This is a genomic window from Mucilaginibacter ginsenosidivorans (genome assembly GCF_007971025.1).
Classification (GTDB): Bacteria; Bacteroidota; Bacteroidia; order Sphingobacteriales; family Sphingobacteriaceae; genus Mucilaginibacter; species Mucilaginibacter ginsenosidivorans.
Map to the genome: position 1 here is coordinate 1194186 of NZ_CP042436.1, position 23661 is coordinate 1217846.

The 23661-nt window shown below is 45.4% G+C and carries 19 protein-coding genes; 2 read left to right on the forward strand and 17 right to left on the reverse strand.

Annotated features, from left to right (window positions below; all coding sequences use genetic code 11):
* Positions 1-12: 12 nt before the first annotated feature.
* Positions 13-387 (reverse strand): YciI family protein, encoded by a 375-nt coding sequence (locus FRZ54_RS05460; RefSeq protein ID WP_228462625.1) that lies wholly within the window; start codon positions 385-387, stop codon positions 13-15.
* 146 nt (positions 388-533) lie between these two features.
* Here FRZ54_RS05460 and FRZ54_RS05465 point away from each other — a divergent pair, with 146 nt between their 5' ends.
* Both FRZ54_RS05465 and FRZ54_RS05470 read left to right on the forward strand, forming a co-directional pair.
* On the forward strand, positions 534-998 hold the full coding sequence (locus tag FRZ54_RS05465) for a hypothetical protein (protein WP_147030636.1): 465 nt from the start codon (positions 534-536) through the stop codon (positions 996-998).
* A 188-nt stretch (positions 999-1186) separates the two neighbouring features.
* Positions 1187-2056 (forward strand): glycoside hydrolase family 25 protein, encoded by an 870-nt coding sequence (locus tag FRZ54_RS05470; RefSeq protein ID WP_147030637.1) that lies wholly within the window; start codon positions 1187-1189, stop codon positions 2054-2056.
* A gap of 86 nt (positions 2057-2142) precedes the next feature.
* Here FRZ54_RS05470 and FRZ54_RS05475 read toward each other — a convergent pair whose 3' ends face one another.
* The 16 genes from FRZ54_RS05475 to FRZ54_RS05550 form a co-directional block, all read right to left on the reverse strand.
* Positions 2143-2697: a hypothetical protein gene (locus tag FRZ54_RS05475; RefSeq protein ID WP_147030638.1), complete on the reverse strand. Its 555-nt coding sequence runs from the start codon at positions 2695-2697 to the stop codon at positions 2143-2145.
* 30 nt (positions 2698-2727) lie between these two features.
* On the reverse strand, positions 2728-3471 hold the full coding sequence (locus tag FRZ54_RS05480; protein WP_228462626.1) for a peptidoglycan DD-metalloendopeptidase family protein: 744 nt from the start codon (positions 3469-3471) through the stop codon (positions 2728-2730).
* Between the two features lie 3 nt (positions 3472-3474).
* Complete coding sequence (rbfA, locus tag FRZ54_RS05485; RefSeq protein ID WP_147030639.1) at positions 3475-3846, reverse strand: 30S ribosome-binding factor RbfA; 372 nt, start codon at positions 3844-3846, stop codon at positions 3475-3477.
* 115 nt (positions 3847-3961) lie between these two features.
* Positions 3962-5212 carry an ABC transporter permease gene (locus FRZ54_RS05490; protein ID WP_228462627.1) on the reverse strand — a complete coding sequence of 417 codons (1251 nt, stop codon included), beginning with the start codon at positions 5210-5212 and terminating at the stop codon, positions 3962-3964.
* Positions 5213-5247: 35 nt separating this feature from the next.
* A complete protein-coding gene (locus tag FRZ54_RS05495) occupies positions 5248-5886 on the reverse strand; it encodes an MBL fold metallo-hydrolase (RefSeq protein WP_147030640.1) in 639 nt (212 codons plus the stop codon).
* Positions 5887-5926: 40 nt separating this feature from the next.
* A complete protein-coding gene (gldD, locus tag FRZ54_RS05500) occupies positions 5927-6532 on the reverse strand; it encodes a gliding motility lipoprotein GldD (protein WP_147030641.1) in 606 nt (201 codons plus the stop codon).
* Positions 6529-7329 (reverse strand): shikimate dehydrogenase family protein, encoded by an 801-nt coding sequence (locus tag FRZ54_RS05505; RefSeq protein ID WP_147030642.1) that lies wholly within the window; start codon positions 7327-7329, stop codon positions 6529-6531. Before FRZ54_RS05505 ends, gldD begins: the two co-directional genes overlap by 4 nt.
* 114 nt (positions 7330-7443) lie before the next feature.
* The gene (locus FRZ54_RS05510) at positions 7444-7770 is read right to left on the reverse strand and encodes a hypothetical protein (protein ID WP_147030643.1); all 327 of its coding nucleotides are present in this window, start codon (positions 7768-7770) and stop codon (positions 7444-7446) included.
* Between the two features lie 232 nt (positions 7771-8002).
* Positions 8003-8818, reverse strand: a complete 816-nt coding sequence (locus FRZ54_RS05515; RefSeq protein WP_147030644.1) for a class I SAM-dependent methyltransferase — start codon at positions 8816-8818, stop codon at positions 8003-8005.
* A 279-nt stretch (positions 8819-9097) separates the two neighbouring features.
* Positions 9098-11137: an alpha-galactosidase gene (locus FRZ54_RS05520; RefSeq protein ID WP_147030645.1), complete on the reverse strand. Its 2040-nt coding sequence runs from the start codon at positions 11135-11137 to the stop codon at positions 9098-9100.
* A gap of 20 nt (positions 11138-11157) precedes the next feature.
* On the reverse strand, positions 11158-13509 hold the full coding sequence (locus tag FRZ54_RS05525; RefSeq protein WP_147030646.1) for a glycoside hydrolase family 95 protein: 2352 nt from the start codon (positions 13507-13509) through the stop codon (positions 11158-11160).
* A gap of 17 nt (positions 13510-13526) precedes the next feature.
* Positions 13527-15485 (reverse strand): SGNH/GDSL hydrolase family protein, encoded by a 1959-nt coding sequence (locus FRZ54_RS05530; RefSeq protein WP_187359758.1) that lies wholly within the window; start codon positions 15483-15485, stop codon positions 13527-13529.
* A 142-nt stretch (positions 15486-15627) separates the two neighbouring features.
* The gene (locus FRZ54_RS05535; RefSeq protein WP_147030648.1) at positions 15628-16872 is read right to left on the reverse strand and encodes a DUF4998 domain-containing protein; all 1245 of its coding nucleotides are present in this window, start codon (positions 16870-16872) and stop codon (positions 15628-15630) included.
* Positions 16873-16900: 28 nt separating this feature from the next.
* The gene (locus tag FRZ54_RS05540) at positions 16901-18139 is read right to left on the reverse strand and encodes a DUF5000 domain-containing lipoprotein (RefSeq protein ID WP_147030649.1); all 1239 of its coding nucleotides are present in this window, start codon (positions 18137-18139) and stop codon (positions 16901-16903) included.
* A gap of 40 nt (positions 18140-18179) precedes the next feature.
* On the reverse strand, positions 18180-20084 hold the full coding sequence (locus tag FRZ54_RS05545) for a RagB/SusD family nutrient uptake outer membrane protein (protein WP_147030650.1): 1905 nt from the start codon (positions 20082-20084) through the stop codon (positions 18180-18182).
* 28 nt (positions 20085-20112) lie between these two features.
* Positions 20113-23652 (reverse strand): TonB-dependent receptor, encoded by a 3540-nt coding sequence (locus tag FRZ54_RS05550; RefSeq protein WP_228462628.1) that lies wholly within the window; start codon positions 23650-23652, stop codon positions 20113-20115.
* Between the last annotated feature and the right edge of the window lie 9 nt (positions 23653-23661).

Sequence of the window (23661 nt, forward strand, 5' to 3'; positions counted from 1 at the left end):
ACAGACCTGGTTCTAATGAGTGCCGTCATTTTTTGCTATCCTGCGCACTTCCATTGTATTGCCTTCGCCCTGCAAAACCGGGCAGCCTTTGGCAAATTCGATAGCTTCTTCAACCGAGTCGGCTTTGACAACGATCAGGCCGCCGATGGTCTCCTTGATCTCGCCGAAAGGCCCGTCGGTAACAACGCCACCGTGTCCCACCACTTTAGCCCCGTCAAACAGCAGCCCGGTGCCGCTTACAAATTTGTTTTTGGCTGCTATATCACCAATCCAGTCCATCGTCTGCTTCATCCAGATCTGCATTTGCTCGGGCGAAGCGATCTTCGTCCCGTCCTCGTGCCTCATAATTAATGCGTATTCGTCCATTTTGGTAAATTTTTGATCCATCTTGCGATGGACAGGTTAATAAATATATGAATTATACCAGCATAACAAGTGAAATGATGGCAATTGGACACACCGGAAAAAAAGATTATCAGGGTACTGTATCGCGACTGCTATTGTGAACGTATTAACTTTAAAGTCATTGAATTATGAAAAAGTTCCTTGTCGTTCTGGCAGCTTCCGCTATGTTATGGAGCGCCTGTAAAAATACCCCAGCCAGCAGTAAATGCGGCATATGCCCGGCTATAGCCATAGTTGCACCTACTATTGGTGTGCGCATTGTTGATAAAACCAGCGGCGTCGACCTTTTCCTGTCGCCGGGATCACCCTACAAATCTGATGATCTTAAAGTGAGCAGCTCTGCAGACGGTTCAAATGTTTCTTTCTCTGTAGATAGCACGGATAAGGCAAAGCGTTTCGTACGGATCATAGCCACCTCAACGCAGACTTTTAAACTGACACTCGGCAGCCTGGCTGCCGATAGTATACGGGTGACTTTGAAACTTGATTCGCCCAAATGCTGCTCTATACCTAAAATACATGAGGTTGTTCTTAATAATGCGGTTGTGTGCAGCGCATGCGGCTACAATCCCCTGGTAGTGATAAAAAAATAATTGCGTCCAAAAAACACAATGAGTTTATTGAATTACTTGTAACATACATGTTACATTATTATATTTGCTGTACATGAGGCTGTCGTTCTGACAAGCCTACTGTGATAAGGTTTAGGTTTAAACCCCCAAGCAGCGAGTGCAAGGGGGTTTTATATTGCAGGACGAGCTTATATTCCTATTTTTGCGCCGTGGCCGCTCCGAAAAGAACCCCTGCAAAAAAGCCTTCACCGGCGCGTAAACCGGCGGCGCGTAAGAAGAAAAAGAAGGGCTGGCCCATACAACTCAAATTAACTATTGCCGGTATCGCCCTGGTATTGTTGTCACCATTTTATTACGGGTATGTTCTGCGGGGATTTAGCTCGGCATGGCGTTGGGTAAGGGATATCGGCGGCAACCCGCATTACCGTACCTACCGCAGTTTCAATATCCGTATACCCGACAAATATGCTATTCACGGTATTGATGTTTCCTATGCGCAGGGAAAAATAGACTGGCAGAAAGTAAAGGCGATGGAGGAAGATAGTGTGCATATCACTTTTGCCTATATCAAAGCCACTGAAGGTATCCTGTCCGTCGATCCCTATTTTCAGCGCAACTGGCGCGAGGCCGCCAAAGCCGGGATAGTTTGCGGCGCTTACCACTATTTTAAGCCATCCAAAAGCGGGTCGTGGCAGGCGAGGTTTTTTTTGCAGACCGTGAAGGTGGAAAAAGGCGACTTACCCATGGTAGTTGATGTGGAAGAACTGAACCACATGACTCCTGATAAAATGCGCCTGCAACTAAAGGAGTTCTTAACGTCCGTCGAGAAGAAAACCGGTATAAAACCCATCATCTATTCAGGCTCCAGTTTCTACCAGGATTACTTGCTGGGTTTCTTTGACGATTATCCACTATGGGTGGCTAATTACGATCAGCCCGAAATGAAATCGATCGGCAGCAAGCGATGGCTGATATGGCAGCATTCGGATAAAGCCACCATAACCGGCATTGGCCACGTGGTGGACTTTGACGCTTTTAGTGGCGATAGCCTGTCGTTCCAGCAATTACTGATCAAATAGTTTTTTTGCAAACCCGACTGTTTAAAGGCCCTTTGTGCGGGCGGGTTTTTGTTGCGATAGTAAGAGCAGGCGGAAGGCCGGTAAAACTATTCGGTTGTTTCTTCCTGTGCCGGCTTTTTCCTTTTCAGCTCAATGAAATTGACTATGGGCCTGCTGGACGAAAGCAAAACAAAGCCCGCAGAAAATTTGACAAAATAGAATATCATCCATACAGTTTCCGGGTTCTGCTTCAGGTCGGCACCTGTCCGGTTAAACCGGATGAAAACGAAAACTTGTTTACAAAGCAGCGGCAAACTGTCGGCAATCATTACGCCGCCAATAACGATAACTGCTATCCTTAAAACAGTTGAACGGTGAATACTGAACTCGAACTTCTCTTCTGAAAAGTTTTGATCTAACTGAAGTTTATCGATTATCCATTCTGTTTTGAAAATACAGTAATACATCACAGCAAGATGAAACGAAACAGAAAATACCAGGAAAAACCCCATTGTCAATATATCGTCCGCACTGCCGTAGCCAAATTGAGATTTAAAGGAAAATAGAGCGGTAATGGTTTGTGGAATAGATACTACGGCCCCGAGTAAGAGGTAAAATCCGATGATCTTAATAATAATCGCAAACAGGGATCTTGGCGTCATGTGATTTTAGGTTTACTAAATATAAACCTATTATTCCGGATTTGGAAATTGTAGTACAATGTTCGGGTCGGGAATATTTTTCACCCATTTCTCTTTTTCTGAAAATTTAGCAACACCAGGATAATCGCCCGCGCAATCTTCTATATTAAACATCAGCTGAAAATGCAGATGCGGCGGCCAATGGCCGTTGTCTTCCTGGTTGCCAAAAGCGCCAAGCTGTTGCCCTTTTTCTATTTTCATGCCAGCGTGTAAACCCGCCAGGTCCTTCCGGCTAAGGTGTCCGTAAAGCGAGTACAATTCGAGCCCGTCAAGGTTATGCTGTAAAATGATGGTTGGACCGTAGTCGCCGTGATTATTATTATCCCGGAAACTGTGGATATGACCTGCTAACGGCGCGTAAACCAGCGTTCCTGCACCGGCCCATATATCTACACCCAGGTGCAGGCGGCGCGGTTCGTCTTCAGTATTAAAATGCACACTGCGGGCGTAAATGGTCCTGTGCTCCATATAACCGCCTACGCCGTAGCGGCAATTATTTCCAACCAGTTTCTTTTCCACCCAGGCACTGAAACGGTTCGTATCTTCAATGTCTTCCGCCGTTAATCCGGTATTTGCAGCTGTGAAGTCGAATGGGTACAGCAGGTCGGTTTCTGCATTGTAGTCCACCACTTTGCCGACTTCTGTTGGATGGGATTTGATATAGTTTGCAAGCAGGATATGCTTATTCATCCAGGTCTGATTGAAAAGATGAGCCGGCATTACATCTTTCGTCATCGGCTATTCGCTGTCCGGCTGCCGCTCTTCCTTGCTTATTTTGTCGAATATCTTATCCATACGCTCTACATAGTCGCTGGTGTCGTCCACAAAAAACTCAAGCTGCGGAATTATTCTTACCTGGTCTTTAATGCGGGCGCCAAGTTTGTAGCGTATTTCAGAGGCGTGCGCTTTGATGGTATTCAAGGCCAGTTGGTTATTGGTATTGTTAAAAAAACTCAGGAACACCCTTGCAATGGCCAGATCGGGGGTTACCCGCACCTTTGTAATGGTGATCATGGTATTAGGCAAAAGATTCATCCCCTCGCGCTGAAATATAGCGGCCAGGTCCTCTTGTATTACTCCCGCGAATTTTTGCTGACGTTTCGATTCCATGTTTTTATAAGCTGAAAGGTAAAAGCATAAAGCTAAAAGCTATATGCCGGAATTTTGTTTGTATTTGAAAGAGCTTTCTGCTTTGATCTTTTTGCTTTAAGCCTCAAGCCCAAAATTACAATTCTTCTTTGATCTCTCCGAGCCTTTTGATACTTAAACGTGCGCTTATACCTGACGCGATGGTCGAGATGCCGCCTACGGTCAGAAAGACTAAAAGAAAGTCCGTAACCTTCAATGCAACCGGGTAGGCGTCGATGGCAGACATTTCTTCGCCGAACCTGATGAAGCCAAATTGTTCCTGCAAAAGGCAGAATATCAGTCCAACCAGCATCCCCGCAATGCAGCCGATAAAAGAGATCATCATCCCTTCGGAAAAAAAGATGCCCTGTATCAGTCGGCTATTCGCACCAAGACTGGTTAAAATGGCGATGTCCTTTTGCTTGTCAATAACCAGCATGGTTAACGATCCGATGATGTTAAATATAGCTATGACAAGCACAAAGGTGAGTATCACGAAAATAAACCACCGCTCGTAGTTCAGTGTTTTATAAAGTTCTGCATTTTGTTCGTAACGATCCTTTATCGTGAACATCGTGCTGAGTTTATCTGAAAGGTCGTCTTTTATCAATTTAAGATCAGTGCCTTTTTTGTAGTTGAGGGCAATTGCTGAAATGTTCTTAGGCTCATTCAGCAGGTCGCGCATAAAATCGATATGCGTAATGATGAGGTTATTAAAATCCTGTTGGATATTGAATATGCCCGATGGATAAATATACCTCACCTCGAACTCGTTGAGCTGATCGGCCGAACTGGAGGCATGCCTGTTTGGCGTGTATATCTGCAGCGGCGAAAGCTGATCGTTTATGTTGACAGATAATTTGCTCTGTACGGTAGCGCCTATTACCGCATAAAAATGGCCCTTGCTTTTGAGCGTAAAGCTTCCTTTTACGATAGTGCTGTCCAGCAGGGTGTCCTTCAAAAAATCGTCGCTGACGCCCCTTACCGTACCAATAAATTCGCCATCGGTACCATAGCGTATCAAAGCTTTTTCCTCCAGTATTTCAGTGAACGATATTAGCTTCGGATCGCGGCGCAGTGCGTTGAAATAGGGAGTATTCGGGTCGAATGTCTTCCCTTGTTTAGGAGTGATGAGCATTTCGGGCGTGAAATTGCTGTAAAGCGATAAGATCACCTTTTCGAAACCGTTGAAAACTGACAGGATAACGATGAGCGCAGCACTGCCAATAAACACGCCCAGCATGGATATACCCGAAATGATATTGATGGCATGCATCTTCTTCCTCGAAAAAAGATAACGGCGGGCTATGTAAATGGCGGTGTTCAATGCGTGTGGTGCGTTCGGCACTAAACTACAAATTTGTTGGACGTTAAACGTACAACCTAACTAAAAAACGGGTTGTTCTGCTTTTCAAACCCGATAGTGGTTTCCGGGCCATGGCCCGGGTATACGGTGCAATCACCGGGCAGGGTGAACAGTTTTTCGCGGATATTTCCGGTAAGTGTTTCAAAATTACCACCGGGAAAGTCCCAGCGCCCAATGCTGCCACGGAATAACACATCGCCGCCGACCAGGAAATTGCCAGCTTCATTATAAAAACAAAGGTGCGCAGGCGAGTGGCCGGGTGCGAATATCAGGGTTAATTCAGTATCGCCAAATGATACGCTGCCTGTTTCAGGCAAATAATGATCGGGCAGGGGCGACGGGTCGTAGCGCATACCCATTTGGGGGGCATAAGCAGGTACCGACGCCAGCACCGGCGACTCGCCGATATGGAATTGCGGTTTTAACCCGTACAGATCGAAGACCAGCTTGTTACCCAGCACATGGTCGATATGGCAATGCGTATTCAGCAGCAAAACCGGCTTCAATTGGTTATTCCTGATGAAGTTCGTTACGGCATTTTGTTCCGACGCGGTATACATGCCCGGGTCGATGATGCAGCACTCGTGTGTCTCATCATACAGGATATAAGTATTTTCCTGGTAGGGGTTATTAACAAACGATCTTAGTTTCGTCATGACTGTTTCTTAAAGTGGCACGGCAATTCGAAACCAGAGTTTATTCCCCTTTCCACCGAAAAGTTTTCAGCATGGTATCAATGTCCTTTTTTACAAACTTTAGCACAGGTTGTATCGAGTCCTGGCGCGGTTCGTTGTTGAAATATAGGGCGCCGCGCAGGTAGTTTTTAGTGCTGTCGGTAATGTAAAACTGTAGTGACGATGCAGCATTTCCCTCGATGGTATAATAAATCCCATAAATCTTCCGGGCCGAATTGTGGATGATCCCCTGGTCGATAGAGGTGGCTTTAACTGTATGCTTAAAGGCAAAAGTGCGTGCATCCTCGGTCAGTTCGTCAAATACTTTTTTCGATGTAATGCTTTCGTAACTCAGGTGCAGTGTACCGTTGAACTGCGGAAATTGCATGTTCAGCAGGTATTTCATGTTCACCAGCTTGCTGTCATTCCGCTGCGGGTGCATATCCTTTTCGATAAAGGCATATTTCGGATAAATAAAGGTAAACGGATAAACGGTATCAAACTGACGATATGATTTCTGCGGGAAGACTATACGGAAATATCCCCGGGGCTTAGGCGAGTAGTCCGGATTGCTGCCGCACGCGGCAAGCAAAAGCAAGGCCATGGCCGGCACAATTATTTTTCTCATGGATGCTTGTCTTTTGAGTTCCATATTTCCCACGACTTTTCAGCCTGCAACACCAGCATTTCGTAACCGTTCTTGGTTGTTGCACACTTTTCAGCGCCTTTTTTCAAAAATAGGGTTTGTTCCGGATTATAGATCAGGTCGTACAGTAAATGGTCGTCCGTGATAGCCTCGTAAGGTATCGGCGGGCATTCATCCACGTTCGGCGACATTCCGACAGGCGTCGTATTGATAATCAGTAAATTGTTTTTGATATGATGCGGGTTAAGTTCGCTGAACAGGATATTCCCAGGCGACGGTTTGCGGGTTACGCATTTATAGCTGATGCCCAGGTTATCCAGCACACACTTTACCGCCTTGGCGGCCCCGCCATCCCCAAGTATAAGCGCCTGGTCGTGCCGGTTTTTGAGCAGTGGCTTCAGCGATCTTTCAAAACCATAAATGTCAGTGTTATAACCCTCCAGCCTGAAATCATGCCCCTTTATCCCGATTTCGCCTGAAAACGCGGCAACAACAGGACTTTCGGCAGTAATGCTGATGCAGTTTACCGCGCCTGCGTTACGGGCGTCATGCTCTACCCAATCGAGATATTTAAGGACGTTGACCTTGTATGGTACCGTAACGTTAAGGCCGCAAAGGTCGGGATGCTCACGTAACAGCGGGATAAGCTCGCTGATGTGTTCAATGGGGTACAGCTCGTATTTGGCATCAGTAATGCCCTCGTTCTTAAACTTCTCGATAAAAAATTTTTTCGAGAATGAGTGCGAAAGCGGGAAGCCGATAAGCCCGTAATGTTTCATGCTGTAATATTAATAACAATTAAACAGAAATACGGCACCCTGCCGATTTTCAAAAAAACTATTATTTGATCTCAATTTTCGGCAGATCATACCTCGCAACCTTATTAATATCATCTATCCTCGTTTTTTTAGATTACCGAAAAAGGCAACGATATCGTCGCCATACCCGCGCTGACTTATTGCAAATAGCAGAATCCCTTTATGTCCCGAGCTGTCCGTATATCCCTTATACCGATATACGTTCCGTTCCACAGTACTAACTTTTCCGCCATTTTGTTCGCTCAAAACAAAATCTAAAATGTATTCACCCTTTCCTGCGTTTTCCATCATGTCATAATTGACCACAGGGTCATCTTTCTTACGGTCATTTAGTTCTTTTATTTTCATGCCGATAAGGGTTTTTGCCGGAGCATCGGTAATAACAAAATCGACGATCACCATTTTATTAAAGTGGTCCGCTGATTCTCCTGCGAGATATATTCCTGTTTGTAATAGATATTATTCGGGTGATAGCTCGCTGTAAGCTTGTACTGGATGTCATCAAACGCTATGGTTTCGGGAATTCTATACTAGTTTTTTGCTTCATCATAGTAGGTAAAACTTGTAAGAACTAATAATAATGATAACAGGCTTAGTGGTTTTTTCATTTGTCTATATATTATGAGGATGTAAATTACTCCTTCTTCCCAGCTATCATCATATGCGGGCTTAACGACAACAGCGACTGGTCGTTCTCTGTTAGCTGCATTAGCTCCATCATTCTTGCTTTTTTGGCAGCATCGTACCTGCTTTCGAAATAGTTTTTATCCATCCATATCAGCCCTTCCACTGCAATTGTATCAAGGTATGCAAGGCCCCCCTTTTCAAATTCTCTTTTCAGTTCGGCAGGATGGTGAAAGTATGCCGATGGCAGTATACCCGGCATGCTTGCCGGCGGGGTATGCGTACCGTATCGCAGTTCCTCTTTGCACATCTCAAATATCTCCAGGGTATGGATAAAGCCGTTCAAAAGTGCAGCAATGGTCGATGCAGAATGATTGATCGCAAACCCTAAAGCTATACCACCTGGTTTTAATACACGGCTTGCTTCGCTTATGGCCTTTATCCGCTCCGGCTCTTTTTGCAAATGGTAAAGCGGCCCGTGCAGGATGACAACGTGGGCGAAATTATCCGGCAGCTCCAGTTTTTGGGCCTCGCCTAAAATAACTTTGAAAGGTTTTTTGGCTTTCGCCGAACGTTTTTGTGCCTGCTTGATGTGCTTTTCAACCGGCTCTATCAAATACACCTCGTGCCCCAGGTTCGACAGCCATTCCGAGTAAACGCCCGGACCGCCCCCCACATCAACAACCACATTCTTTTTCGTCAGATACCTACCGATAAGTTCTTTGTTACGCTCGAACTCCAGTGGCCCCAGGCCAAGCTGCAGGCGGCCTTCTTCGGAAGTTGAGGAGTAGAAATTTTCGATATCAGGAGCGATCAGATTCGGCATAGCCGAAGATAATACATAACGATGGCTTTGAAACTGATCTTTTAGAAATAAAAGCCCCGAATTTTCATCTGGGGTTTCAGTAAAAGGAAAAGGACAAATTCCGTACTTTTCGGAAGATTTAAAATCCGCTATAAATTTTGAAAGGATCTTCCTGAATAAATACACGCTGAAGTATTTGACCGGGCATTTAGCCGCGATATGAAAGAATGATACAAATGTGGCATACCTTTCGTGCCTAAATCGATGATTATGACAATGATAAGCTAAAAAAGGTACGGGTTAGTAGCTAAACTTATATAATTCTGCGGACGCCGCATCAACATTTATCTCAAGCACATCTTTATTGCCACTAAATATTTCACTAACCGTATATTTTTTTTCAGACGGAAGCCCAAGCCTTTTAAGATCAATTGGAAATACCTTAGGTTTATCAGCGTAATTAAATACAGCCAGGTAAAAATCGTTGCCTATTTTACGGGTAAACATTTCTGCAGCACCGCTACCAGTATTACCTTCGACCGGTTCAAATGCCTTTCCATTTTTTATTATTTTAAGTATCTCCGGGTTTTGATACATTGATTTTGCTACAGCAGACCAGTGTCCATTGATTGAAAAATCGTCTCCGGTAATAAATGTCCCTGTTATAATTGCAGACAATATTCTTGCCCGGTTTGCTCCCTCCTTTTCGGTGGATAAAACCACGTGATCGGCATCAATATAATTATACAAATACGTTTGCCACCATCCGTAATTAAGGCTGTTTAAGGTGTATTTGGTATCGTTTATACTTTTAAAAGCGTCGCACGCTATCCTACGCATGTGGGCATAGCGACCAGTTGCCAAACCTGGAGATATGGCCGCATAAACCAGCATCTGGTTGCTTAACTGATCCAACAAAAATTCCATTCCCTTTCGGTAGGCCTGCATACCGGTAGTTACTGTCGTATCGTAAAAACGGGTCGACTCGATCGCTGCGTGGCCCAAAAAGTCGATCTTTATCATTTTAAAACCGCAATCGCGAAGCTTTTTTATCATAAAAGCAATGCGTTGTTTTGTACCCGGGTGCGTCGGATCAAGGGCACGGGCACCATCCAAATCGTGGTAGCCGCCGGCAACTTTTGTCCACATGTCCCCAAACTTATAGTTGCCTCCTTCGGCAAGCCTGTCGGCGCCATTTTTGTAACCCCAGTCCGTAAACGGCGCCCAGTATACGCCAGGCTGCAGCCCTTTTTTCATACAGTAGCCGGCAAATTCTTTAAGTTTTGAGAAATCTCCACTCATTCCTCCGTGCAGCATGTTGTCCCAATAGGAATCCAGATCAATAAAAGCCGTATTGCCGGTTCTGAACCCGGCCAGGCTGTCCGCGAAAAAATCAACCACTTTTAATGCCTTGTCGAGTGTTAATTTGTCCTGTATCACACCCCAGCTATTCCAGCCAACAGGTGTAGGGTTGGTCCAGTTAAATATATAGGGCGGATCGGCGATCCGGTTTGCCTTACCATATTCTTCAAGTCCATGCCTCCAATCGTCGAAACAGCCCACAAATATTAGCGCTGATTTCAATGTAGCACCACGTATGATGCCATGAGGCATTTTATCCCTGGTAATTTCCGCTGCTGTATAACCACTCCACACCTTGACCGAATCGATACCGTCTTTCGTAGATGCAGTAAGTACGCCTGTTTTCCATAATCCATGCTCAATCGAGCCCACTACGATCCCTCTCCGGCTGTCGTTATCGTAAACTGCACCAACCTCAGCACTTACATTTCGCAGCGTATCGTTAAAGGGTTTAGCGTTATAACCGATAAATGTATCGTTGTCAAAAGGAACAAAAAGGGTACGGGCGTCTCGGGGCACTGCCTTAAAGCTGCCGGAAAAAGGTGCCATATAGTTGCTTTGCAGATGGTCACCCTTTATTTCTGTTTCGATCAAAAAATATTCCCTGTTAGGATATGTGTAAAAGATGAGGTCCATTTCCGGGAGATCGGGTCCGGTTAACTTTATAATATATTTTTCGCCTTTTCCTAAACCATTACTTATAGCTGTCTCTGTGTATGTTCTTTTCTTATAATCTTTTGATGAAGTAAGCCTTTCATCAATCTTTACCTCTGCGTATACATTTGAAAAGACGGCCTCATTGTTTTTGTAAACATTCATGAGACCTGTTTTAAGATCGTATTTGATGAAGCGGGTCTTTCCAAAAGGGATACGGACCGGGCTGGCATTATTTTGGGCAACTACCGGTAAAGCGACTATAAACTGCAGTGCTGCAAAAAGCAGACTGCAGTATTTATATATGATGTGTAATGATCTCAAAGGTTTTATATGAAGATATATCATGATGCCTTCTCAGCCATTACTTCTTTCATAACGCCGTTCACCTTTACTTTAACCTTACGAGGCGACGGTGAGGTAATGCGGTAGCTGGTTATTTTACCGTTTCTCCATTCCATATCAACCGTAAAATTGCCCCGGGCCCTTAATCCTGATACCTTTCCATAAGACTTCCAGGCAGCGGGTATCGCGGGGATCAATCCTATATAACCGGCGTGGCTTTGTATCAGCATTTCGCCGATACCTGCTGTGCCGCCGAAGTTGCCGTCGATCTGGAACGGAGGTCCAGCGTCGAGCAGGTTGGGGTAAATACCCCCGCCCGAGCCGTAGTTAATATCAGTGCGAACGGTTGGTTTCATCAATTCAGTGTAAAGCTTATAAGCCCGTTCCCCATCCTCCAGCCTTGCCCAAAACAATATTTTATAAGCTATTGACCAGCCCGGCCCATCATCACCGCGCACATTGAGTGTTTTCTTAGCGGCTTCGGCCAAAGCGGGAGTCTTCTCTGGTGTGATCAACTGCGCCGGGTATAAACCATACAGGTGGGCAATGTGCCTGTGATGTGGCTCTGTTTCTTTATAATCCTCAAGCCATTCCTGTATACGGCCATCTTTTGCTATAACACCAGGCGGAGGTATCTCTTTTAATTTTAAAGTTAATTCCTTCCTGAACGCTGCATCTATGCCTAATACTTTAGATGCCGTTATCACATTTTCAAATAATTCCCTGATGATCTGGTTATCAATCGTCGCGCCCATACATATACTCGAGGTTTTGCCGTTAGGCATGTAAAACGAGTTTTCGGGCGAAGATGACGGCGAAGTTACCAGCCAGCCCGTTTTAGGGTCCTTCACCAAAATACTGTTATAAAACTGCGCCGAGCCTTTCAGTATCGGGTATATGCTTTGCAGGTATTTTTTATTGTTGGTAAAGGTGTAATGCTCCCATATATTATTACACAACCAACCCGATCCCGACTTGGATATTCCCCACGAAGCCTCCTCACCAGGCTCTGTAAAATGCCAGGGGTTAGTTATTACATGTGCTACCCACCCATCTGCGTTGTAGTAAGCTTTAGCTGTTCTTTCCCCATGCTTTATCATGCCTCTTACCAATTCAACGAGTGGCAGATTCAGCTCAGAAAGATTAGCCATCTCTAAGGGCCAATGGTTCATCTGCACATTTATATCCAGGTGGTAGTCGCCGTTCCACGGTGTTTGTATCTGGTTGGCCCACAAACCTTGCAGGTTGGGCGGCAGCAACCCCACCCTTGTGCTGCAAATGCTGAGGTATCTTCCGAACTGAAAAAACAAGGCAGCCAGACCATTGTCCGAGGAAGGGTCTTTATGAAAGGAAATAAGCCTTTTATCGGTTGTTTCTGTAGTGTTATTGGTATTACCGAGAATGATACTTACCCGATTGAACAACTTTTGATAATTGCTGATGTGATGGCGTTTTTCTGCTGCGTAAGGTGTTTTTAATGCAGTTGCGAGTATGGCCTCGGTTTTTTGTTTGAACGGCTTTTCCTTGAAGTCCGTTCCAGCTGAAATATAGATAATGGCCTCAGTTGCATCTTTTATGACAAGCGTTTGGTTTGATGCATTGATAGTGCCACCCTTCAATTTTGCCCTTACCCGCGCAATATATTGCATCCCATTGCCATCGGTGCCGTTATCCAACTGACCGCTTAGTTGCAGTTCATTGTCATTAACGGATGCCGTTCCGCGTTCGGGCCTGCTTATCGAAATAGTGCAGTTGAGCTGCCCGGGCTTATCTGCCGTAAGTTTTACAACACTTATATCATTACCAAAACTTGTAAAATACTCCCGTGTATAGGTAATGCCATTTACCTGGTAGCTGCATTTGGCTATCGCGTTGTTCAAGGATAATTCGCGTTCGTAGTTCTGGAATTTCACATCCTCGCTGTCAGTATTATTATATTTGAATTGGATAGCCAGGTCGCCCAGCACCTGGTAACATCCGAAAGGGACACTGGCGCCACCCTTTCCTGTGCAAACAAAATCCTTATTGATAAGCGCCTGCGCTTCGTCGTTCCTGCCTTCAAGAAGTAATTTCCGAATTTGCGGCAGGGCTTTGTAAGCCTCATAATTGTTGGCATCCTGCGGCGCGCCCGACCACAGCGTAATGTCATTCAGTACAATATTTTCTTTGGTTACACCGCCATCGGGCATCATCCCAAGCCGACCGTTGCCCAAGGGTAAAGTTTCTTCCCAAACCTGCGCAGGCTTATCATACCATAATTTTAAGGGTTGCTGCTGCCCCGGGCACAGGTTGTTTAAAAACAGTAATGCTGTTATTAATGGAAAAAATCTTCTGGCTGTTTTAGTATTCATAGGTTAAATTTTAGCTGTTATTCATTGATCAAAAAATTAACTATCCTGCAGGTAGTGCCTTTGCTTGCCTTATTTTTTTGCCCGCTTATCCTGATCTTCAAAACATGATTACCCGGTTTCAGATCGCTGCCAAGCAAAAGGTACCAGGGCAGGTGCAGCATGGCGCTCCATTGGGTATACATATCTAAATTTCTGTATTCGCCCTTGTCAACGGCATAGGAAATAATTCCCGCGTCGGAGCCTGATACAATGGCTATTCCAACGGCCGTTCCTTTAAAGGGCAATGATAATTCAGCACCCGGTGTATCCGAGCTCAATACCGGGATATTCACAAAACCTTCGCGCGTTGGCAAACCGTCCGAAGGATGCCATTGAGGGGTGATCGTCCAGCCGTTCCTGTAAACTGCATTTCTAATGTTGTAATATTTGCCATGTTGCAGATTCGCCTTATCGAGTGGTTTTGGCAATGATCTTGCCGGTTCTGGTAAGCCGCCAGGTTGGTGATCAAAACAATCCTGCAATAATCCCTTGATGGTAGCAAAATATAGTTCCTGCCCAAACGCCGCCGGGTGAAGATCTTTAAAATCATCGTCCCAGTTGAACTCATGATGGTTCATTTTATCCGATACTTCCTTACCAAGGTTAATGAAAGGAAGATCATAATAATACGATAATAACCGGTGATTGGCGATCTCTGCAGGTACGATACCTTTGTTGTAATCGCCCGTTTTGTCCGGATCGGCAAAAGCCATCATCACAATATCCATGTCCGGGTTGCTTTTCTTAGCGTGGCGGATGATCCCTTCGAGGGCGCGTACCTGGGTAATGCTGTCCGTGCTGTTTGCTCTATCGTTTACTGCTGCCTCGACAAATAGAAGATCTGTTTTACCTGAGTCCAGCACATCGCGCTGTAGTCTGAAAGCATGAGGAAGGCTACCTAAAGAAGGTATACCCGCTGCAATAAAATGAAATTCAGCATCGGGGAACCGCTCCGTCAAATACCTGCACACCTTTTGCCGCCAGCCGGGGTTATAAGTGATGGACCCTCCAAGAAATGTCACGGTTGCCATTTTACGGGTTGTAACCGCTTTATAAAAATTCTTCAACCCGCTCGCCTTTTCATAGTAATTGCTGTATGGCAGCGGTTCTTTTACCGGGAATGAGTTATTGAATATAAAATCAGCATAGTAGTCCGGCCTGTCAATTGGGAAATGGTGGCCCATAAGTTCCTGCGGACCAATAGTTACCGGGTGAATGCTCATTGGCCCTCCGGCGGCAATATATCTTTGGGCAAACAGGTAGGAGTTTTCGGCCGGCGGTGCCAGCTTATCTTCAAGGCCTATAACATGCAGCACAGGTACCCTGAACGACGCAAGGCCCTCCAGGTTATCGACAGGATTATCCCGGTAAGCCATGGCTTGCTCCTCTGTAAAATGATAAACGGCTTTTAGCTGGCTCCACAAAGCAGTATCGCCTATGCCCTTCTCCTTGCCACCGGGCCAGCTTTTAATGTCGCATACGGGCGTTTCGGCGTATACACAGGTAACTTTATCCGGGTTGCGTTTCGCCCAGCCATAGGCATATAGGGCGCCGCGGCTTACTGCTTCGAGCGCTACCTTTGGCGCGAGGTTTATTTTAGTGGTCAGGTAGTCATAAAGCTTATCCCAAACCTGCATGGCCTGTGGGCTGCCATATTGATCATCATCGCTGATATAGGCTACAAAAAAACCTTTGGTAAGCAAAATGCTATCCATATCCGTGTGCCAGTCGGGGAACGAGGCACGCCAAACCCAGGGGTTGCCCGGCAGGGCATGGGCCGGCTTGACATAGTAAGCATTATGCCCGTCAACTGAAAACCCGACCTTTTCAAATCCTTTCCAGGAATTGGTTGGTGATCTATCCTGCCCGTTGGCAAATGTGAAAACAATGGTCAATAACAGCGTTAAGCTTAGCTTATAGTATGACCCAGAAAACATTGAGAAATATCCCTGCATTGAATTAATTTTTTTACGGTTGCTTCAATATAGGCAAAAGCCCGTAATAAGAGCAACAAGCCATTCAAACTAAATGGCCCGTTGACTTACCTGATAGTGAGATTTAGTTGACCTTGCTTGCAGCTTAGTTAAGCACGTTATAAAACATGGTGATTTCGCTTAAATTGGTGTAACTCCCTTCGCCGTCCGAATTGTGCTTTATCCTTATCCGGATATAGCGTACAGGTGTCGACGTATTATCGAGGTCAACCTTTAATGCGGCCTTTCCGTCGTCGGTTCTTTTCACTTCCTTAAGCAGCTTCCATCCTTTGGCTATAGCCTCATCGGTCCATCCCGGATCGTTGGGCTGCAGGGTAGTTGCAGCATTGGTAATATCGGCAATACCCCATACTTCAAAATCATCCGGATTGTGGCAGCAGTCACGCCCGGTTTCCTCTATCTGTGTTAAACTGTTATATACCTTGCCCATATCAAAGGTCAAAGTTTGAGGAAGCGGATGTGCGCCATCGCTATGGAATATATTCGGATACCCCTGCGGGCCAACACTTCCGTCCCAAAGCCGCGGAACATCGGTATCCCCTCCGTAAGGGTTCATATCGTTAGGAAGATATACTTTTTGAAACAGCGATTTGTCGCACGCAGCATACCCGAATATTTGCGGGAACGTTGTGTAACTATTGACATTAAAGGTATCTATTGCACCCTTGACCGGCACAAATGTCGACCGGAAATCTAATGTTGAGCCGCCTTTAAAATCGGTTAGGGTGATACTGCTGTCCCTGTACAATAACTTTTGCACGGTCTGCCCGCTCCTGTTAGTATACCTGATGGTAGTTGAAGTATTATGGGCAAAGCTAAAGCTCTCGCTCGCGGTGTCAATTTTATAAAAGTTAAGGGTTACGCTTCCATCGGCTGATACCGTGTAAGGGTTAGCCACCTTATAAGCCCTGTTTACAAGGCCCGATTGATAACTGGGCCCGTATACCTTTACATTGTTAACATCAATTGGTATTGATTTATTACCCTGCCCGTCGTACGAATAAATGGTGAACGAATAGGAATATTCATTCAGATCGGGTACGATGACCTTTAGTGTGTCCGTGGGGTTATGATCTGAGGAAGAAAACACAAGGGAGTCGGCATGGTTGTTCCAAAAAATAATGTATTTGGTTATGCTCGGATCGGGACTGGGGTTCCATAATAGCTCCACCCGTAAATTTCCCGGTTTTGAATTCGGATTACTGGCAACACCGGGATAAATTAATTCCTTTCCCTTCAAAAAGTCTTTAAACTCTGTATCTCGTTTTACACAACTGATGAAAACGGCGGTCACCATCAGCACTATAGTTATTTTGAAAATTAATTTCATGATCTCTTTATTTAAACATGTTTAAATATTACTGCGGGTTACCATAAATAGAAAACTCCATCACATGCGCAAAATCACCGCCCGACCACGTATCGCGAACAACCATGCGGAAATACCTTACAATGGGAGCTCCCGGCGGGATGTCAAAATTGACACCAGCGGCTACAAAGGCGGCATCGGCAGTGTTTGTAAAGCCTGGTGTAAGGCCCGAGGGAGGGTCGGGAAAATGATAATTACCCAGGTTTACCCAATCTCCCACAACAGCCCCAACGGGGGCTAATGTTGGCAATGAGGCGTCCTGCGGCGCAGGTTTATCGGACCCCCAGATCGAAAAATCTTTTGGATTACCATGTGCATAGGCATACTGGTCGGGCCTTTCCCACATCACAAAACGGCTTAACTGCGCCGATACGCCCATGCTAAAAGTTACCTGTATGGGTTGCGGGCCACCCGGAGCTGTATGCCATCCGTTGGAGTAACCATCCGTCTTATTATCCCACAAATAAGGCACCTCCCATCCGTAAGCAGTTGGGCTGTCAGAGGGTAACCTGTAAGTCGAAAACTTGCTCTTATCAAGCAGTGTTTCAAATATGGGGGTTATTGTCATGAGTGTTGTATCAGAAACATTTCCATACTTATCAGTAACGTAGGCCCCAATTTGCCGGGGCGTTGGAGAAAATCCTCTTATGGTATAATTTATACTGTCCTGGTTGGTATAGTGTTGATCCGAAACTTCGAGCGCATTGGTTGAAACATCCATGGCAATCAAAATCAATCCCACCGGCGACTTACCCCGGTTTACAGCCTTTATATTCACGCCACCAAAATCCGCGGTCAACTTAATGGTCGGTTTCACAAGCAGGTAGTAGGGTGTATCGGGGTGCACGGTTACGGTAACCGGATCGGACTGCACATTGGCACGGCTTACCGACCTTAACGTTACCTTATAATCCTGGCTTTTTGCAAAACCATCCACCAACACGGTGTCGGTGTAATAACTTGATTTGGTTTGACGAACTGTTTTTCCGTTAATATTATACTCCGCCTCGACATATAACAAGTTTGGAGAATTAGGCAATGTATAGGTGATATAGGCTGCGCCATTCAGGTTTTTAACTTTTATATCTGTTATAACCCCCGGCTTTGATTTATCGGCCGACACGGGCGCGGTATATCCGTCGTTCTTTTTGCACGAACTCAGCAAACCCATTAGTATAACGAGTATTAATGGTGATATCCGCACTATATATTTTTCAATTTTTTTCATCGCTATCATTTATTTAAAATCATGAATGGATATTGTCATCCTACCAGTAAGGATTTTGGACCAGGTTATTGTCTATGATCAGGTCGTTGTCCTTAATGGGCCACAGGTAATTTTTTAGCCCGAATACCGGTATCAGCACTGTGCGCGGGTGATAATAGTTGCCCGCTTCTGATTCATAAATGTTCCATCCCTGCAGCGGGTTACTTAATACGCCCTGTAGTTCCTTCCACCTGCGGAGATCCCAGCCGCTTTGACCCTCGAAACAAAGCTCTATTCTTCTTTCCTGGTGAATTATGGCCCTTAATCCTTCCTTGGTGGTAAACTTTGCCGGATCTTTTGAGTAAGCCGTCCACGATTCCTGCACACCCTGTAAACCGGCCCGGGCCCTTACTTTATCGATGTAATTGAATGCCTCAGCAGTCGGACCGTTAACTTCGTTCAAAGCTTCGGCATATAATAAATACAAACCCGAAAGGCGCATTATGGGCAAATGAAATTCGATCGGCGCAAAACCGTCATCATAAACGGAAAGGTAATTGGCCAGCTTTTTTGGCCAGTAGCCGGTTATGTTTAAGGTATTAAGGTCTTTAGGTCCTGCCAATGACGAATTGCCGCGTGCCTCTACATGATACAAGTCATTAATATTGGTCTTTCCGTTGCCGAACCAAATGCCGCCGTCAAAGCCAATGCTTGCATAAAACCTGGCTTCGCGGTCAAAATGTTCTTTTATAGTGGTATAGCCATTCTGAACATAAAAGCGGCTGGCATAATCGCCTGTCTGAAGGTTGTACCGGCTGTTATAGTCGAATGTTTTATCTTCATTAAGCGGCACACCTTTGTCGGTATAAAAAAGTTCGGCTGTAGAAATGGGCACCGCAAACGTGGATGGATTTGAAAATATATTAACCGCCGATTTTGGCGTCAGCCTTGGCGTAGCATACCCCTGGTCGGGAAAATTTCCATTTAGTGCCCATATCAGCTCAGGATTCTGATCCCATTTTTCTGTTACCGCATTCTGTATGGTTAAAACCCTGTTTAATGAGTCGGGGACACTTATTGCCGGCGCCGAGAAGGTGTAAAGCTTTAACCCGGCCGCCGTGCAGGCATCAATGGCCACTTTAGCGGCATCCGCTGCCTTTTGCCATTTTGTTTCGTCATAGGTGCTTGAAAATAACGGCGTGCCATTTTTGTTTTTTGTTCCCGAAAAATCAGGGTTCCCGTTAAATAAGGGGCTTGCTTCGGTGGCTAAAACCTCTGCTTTAACCGACAGCGCTATCACTGAGGTTACGCGGCCCAATTCCTGCGCCTTATTGTCAATAACAGCCGGCAGGTTTGGCGCGGCTTCATCCAGCAATTGCACGATGTAACTAAATACCGAGTCGACCGGCGACCGGGCCACCCGCACCGCTTCTGTTGAAGCAGTGATATCCAGGTTTGTTTTGATGATTGGTATCGGCCCGTACAAACGCACGAGGTAATAATGATAATAGGCCTTCAGAAATTTCACTTCAGCTATCCAGCGTTGTTTCTCGGCCGGACTAAGGTCAATCGGCTTATCAATGTTTTCGAGCATGATATTACACCTGCGTATAGACCGGTAAATGGCCACCCCGCCGTTCTCGCCGTCCCAAAAATTAAGGCCCACATTGCCGCTGGTTTGGGTTCCCCGGATAAGGGAAAAGCCTGTCTCCATAAGGGGGTGATTGGTGAGGTTATCGGGATAAATGATCTCTGACGAAGTAGTGAAGCCCGCATTGGCAGTAGGATCGTAAAACTGCTGCAGCGTGGCGTAGCAGGTAAAAAGATAATTTTCTGCCTCGTTACGGTTTCTGAATGCATAGTCGAGCGTGCCTGTATTATCGGGAACGACATTTAAATATTTTTTGCATGACACCCCCGAAAACAGCAGGAACATCAGCAATAAACTTTTATAATATGTTTTCATAATTTTATCATCTATAAAATAAACAATGCTATAAAGTTGCGGTTATGCCCAGGTTAAACACCTTTTGTATCGGGTAGGCAAATCCGTTACCCCCCAGCTCCGGGTCCCATAATTTAAATGGAGACCAGGTATACAGGTTTAAGCCATTGAAATAAATGCGGCACTTGGTAACGCTTATTTTTTTGGTAAGCGATGCCGGCAGCGTATAGCCAACCTCTACTGATTTCAGCCGCAAAAAGCTTCCGTCGCGCATCCAATAGGTACTGTTCTGACGGTTGTTTTCTATCTGGTTGCCTGTTACACCAAGCCTTGGATATTCAGCATATAAATTTTGATTATCCTCCGACCAATGGTTATCAGCAAAGGCCTTTAATAGTTGTGTATTCCCGTAGATGTATGGATCGGGGCTTTGGATAAACGGGCTCACCCTGCTTGGATCGATAAAGAAGGAAACCCGGGTCTGACCCTGGAAAAATGCGGAAAGATCGAAGCTTTTATAACCCATTGAAAGGCCGTAACCATATACGATCTCGGGGATGGTAGGGTAGCCAATAAATGTCTCATCGGCCCCGTCGATCTTGCCATCACCATTCAAATCGCGATATTTGATATCGCCTCCCTGTGGCGGTCGGCCATTACTCGAAAATATTTGCGATGGTGAATTCCGGGCCTCATTATCATCAACAAATAAACGCTCTGCTATATAGCCATACTGCCGGTCAATCGGTTGCCCTTTCTGATACCGGTATGCCTCTTTATACTGGGGCTGTTCGTAATTTCCGTATACACTTGTGGCGTAGGTGAAGTTACCGCGTCCCAGCATCCAGAAGTTTTTGCTGAATGTTTGCCGGTAATCCATCTGGATATCTATACCCTTCGTGTCTGCCGTTCCAAAATTGGCCGTAACGTTAGATTCAAGACCCATTGTTGCGGGTATGGTACGGTCCTGCAGGATATTATACCGGTGATATTTGTAAACTTCAGCTACTACATTCAGGCTTTTAAGCACCGTAAATTCAAGGCCGATGTTGGCCTGGCGCGATGTTTCCCAGGTAATATCCGGGTTGGCGTAGTTATTAACAACAACACCGTTGCGTGTATACCCATTATTAGTACCAAAGGTGGCCGGGTTGCCGCCGTTGAGGTTTACATTTGAAATGTAGTAAAACCTTTGCGAACCTATCTGATCGTTACCAACAGTGCCGTAGCTGCCGCGTATTTTTAAGCGTGAAATAATGTTTGACAAACCGCCCCACCAGAACTTCTCTTCAGACACCATCCATGAAGCGCCAATAGTTGGGAAAAACCCGAACCTGTGTGCTTCAGAAAAACGCTCCGTACCGTTATAACCGAAGTTAAACTCCAGAAAATACTTGCCTTTGTAAGAATAAGTGGCGCGGCCCGCAACGGTTAAATTACGGTAGGGCAATGAGTATTGCAGATCCTGCTGCCCTGTTGCAGGGTTCCTGGCATTGGAATAAACCGTTTGCTGTTGCGTGCCGATCAGTGAGGCGCTCAGGTTATGATCTCCGATGCGTTTACTGTAATCCAACACACCCTGGAAAAAAATATAGGTATTTAAGTTATCCGTGCTCGGATCGCGGTAGTAGGATAAATATTCGGTAGCAACATTGTTCCCGGTGGGCTGCGGATTTAGCCATTGCAGCGTGTACTGGTTTGTTGTTTTATCGTAATTCTCGACGTTGTAATAGAACGGAGAATAGCCCATCTGAGATTCAAAATACGAATAGCGGTTGGTGTGGAACAGCCCATGAAAATTAAGGCCATTCGTTATAAACGATAAATTCTGGTTCAGTTCCAATTGCGCCGACAGCCTTGATTCGGAGTAATTTTTATGCCCGCGCAGTAAGGCAGCATAAGGGTTGTTGTATTGTATGCTGTTATTACCGCCGACATTACCAAACAGGATATGCTTGGTATTCCGGTTGGCTGAATCGGCAGGAAAGTAGGCGGGGAACAGCACCGGACTGGTATGCACCGCTATATTGTACAAGTCGGTTTGAAATGACGCATCTGTGGTCAGCGGGCCATTGTATTCGTTGAACATCCCCTCCAACCGCACAACAAGTTCGGTTGTTTTAGATAGATTAATGTTAACATTTGAGCGCAGCTGGTAATTCCGGAAATTAACGTTGTTATTGTTGTTGTTCGCGATGTCTTCCCGCAGGATACCGTGATCGATACTGTACGAACCGGACACATAATATTTAGCAAGCTCGTTACCCCCGCTAACACTCATGTCCGCGCGTTGTGTTAAGGTGTTCTTTTTAAATAACATGTTTAACCAATCCACCGCCGGGTAAACATAAGGGTTACTGCCGGGCGCATGTGCCAGCGTAGCCTGGGTGTTGATGATCTTGTTTTCGGGAAAGGGGAGCGGGCTCAATGGATCGCGGGTAGTAGTGGCTTCGTTAAACAGCCGCATATAGGTTATCGGGTCGGCCAGTTGTAAAGTTTTAGCCGATTGTGAGATCGAATTCTCATACCGGAAATTGATGACAGCTTTACCAATCTTTCCTTCCTTGGTACTAACCAGTATAACGCCGTTTGCTCCTCTTGCACCGTAAAGGGCAGTTGCACTTGCGTCTTTTAATATTGAAAAGCTGGCTATATCATCTACCTGCAAACGGGCAAGGTCGTTGGCTGAAAGTTCAACGTTATCGATCAGGATCAAAGGGCTCTTATTATAACCAAATGTTGTTACGCCCCTGATAAAGAATTGCGCATTATCCTGCCCCGGCTGGCCGCTCGGCTGATAGGCTATAACACCGGCTACCTGCCCGGCAAGCGCATTTGTAAGGTTACTTGCAGGTATCTTCAGTTCGGATGGCTTTACAGTAGTAACAGAACCCACTACAGCTTCTCTTCTTTCCTTTCGTCCGTAAGCAGTAATAACTACTTCTTCTGCGCTTTTGACGTCTTCAAGTAAAACAATATTAAACAGGTTGTTTTCTGCGCTTACCGTAAAGGTTTGTGAAACAAAGCCAACAAAAGAAACTTTGATCACAGCGTCGCTCTTTACGTCCAGGATGAACTTGCCGTTATTGTCGGTCACCGTTCCTACTTTGGAATTACCGACCACCGAAATGGTCACTCCCTGCATGGGCGTTCCTTTGTCATCCCTCACCGTCCCGGTTACGGTAATATCCGCAATAATTGAAGCTAAGGGAGTACTGGTATTGGCAGCTGATGCATCTTTAATAATAACCGATTTACCTTCGATAGTGTAGGTAAGTTTTGAATCCTTCAGACAGATATTCAGGGCCTCCTCAATAGATGTGTTTTGAAAGTTTACATCTAAATTATGGGCATTTTTGATGCTTTTGGGCGGCCAGAAAACGTTATAACCAGTTTGCTTATTAATTTCGTTTAACACCTTTTTTAACGAGACATCGTTCTCCTTATAGGTGATCTTCTGAGAAAATACCGCTGCACTTACCTGCATGAAAGCAAGAAAGAGAATAAAGGTGGTGATCTTCATGATGAGCAGAAATTTCCCAATGCAGCCCGAAGGCATACAAATGTTTGTAGTAAAAAATTTATACATTTGTTAAGG

Coding starts and splice junctions, on each gene's coding strand:
- FRZ54_RS05530 (WP_187359758.1), bottom strand. CDS start 15,485: ATGTTTTCTGGGTCATACTATAAGCTAAGCTTAACGCTGTTATTGACC.
- FRZ54_RS05505 (WP_147030642.1), bottom strand. CDS start 7,329: ATGAAACATTACGGGCTTATCGGCTTCCCGCTTTCGCACTCATTCTCG.
- FRZ54_RS05475 (WP_147030638.1), bottom strand. CDS start 2,697: ATGACGCCAAGATCCCTGTTTGCGATTATTATTAAGATCATCGGATTT.
- FRZ54_RS05510 (WP_147030643.1), bottom strand. CDS start 7,770: ATGGTGATCGTCGATTTTGTTATTACCGATGCTCCGGCAAAAACCCTT.
- FRZ54_RS05540 (WP_147030649.1), bottom strand. CDS start 18,139: ATGAAAAAAATTGAAAAATATATAGTGCGGATATCACCATTAATACTC.
- FRZ54_RS05465 (WP_147030636.1), top strand. CDS start 534: ATGAAAAAGTTCCTTGTCGTTCTGGCAGCTTCCGCTATGTTATGGAGC.
- gldD (WP_147030641.1), bottom strand. CDS start 6,532: ATGAGAAAAATAATTGTGCCGGCCATGGCCTTGCTTTTGCTTGCCGCG.
- FRZ54_RS05545 (WP_147030650.1), bottom strand. CDS start 20,084: ATGAAAACATATTATAAAAGTTTATTGCTGATGTTCCTGCTGTTTTCG.
- FRZ54_RS05480 (WP_228462626.1), bottom strand. CDS start 3,471: ATGACGAAAGATGTAATGCCGGCTCATCTTTTCAATCAGACCTGGATG.
- rbfA (WP_147030639.1), bottom strand. CDS start 3,846: ATGGAATCGAAACGTCAGCAAAAATTCGCGGGAGTAATACAAGAGGAC.
- FRZ54_RS05495 (WP_147030640.1), bottom strand. CDS start 5,886: ATGACGAAACTAAGATCGTTTGTTAATAACCCCTACCAGGAAAATACT.
- FRZ54_RS05460 (WP_228462625.1), bottom strand. CDS start 387: ATGGATCAAAAATTTACCAAAATGGACGAATACGCATTAATTATGAGG.
- FRZ54_RS05535 (WP_147030648.1), bottom strand. CDS start 16,872: ATGAAATTAATTTTCAAAATAACTATAGTGCTGATGGTGACCGCCGTT.
- FRZ54_RS05515 (WP_147030644.1), bottom strand. CDS start 8,818: ATGCCGAATCTGATCGCTCCTGATATCGAAAATTTCTACTCCTCAACT.
- FRZ54_RS05550 (WP_228462628.1), bottom strand. CDS start 23,652: ATGTATAAATTTTTTACTACAAACATTTGTATGCCTTCGGGCTGCATT.
- FRZ54_RS05525 (WP_147030646.1), bottom strand. CDS start 13,509: ATGAATACTAAAACAGCCAGAAGATTTTTTCCATTAATAACAGCATTA.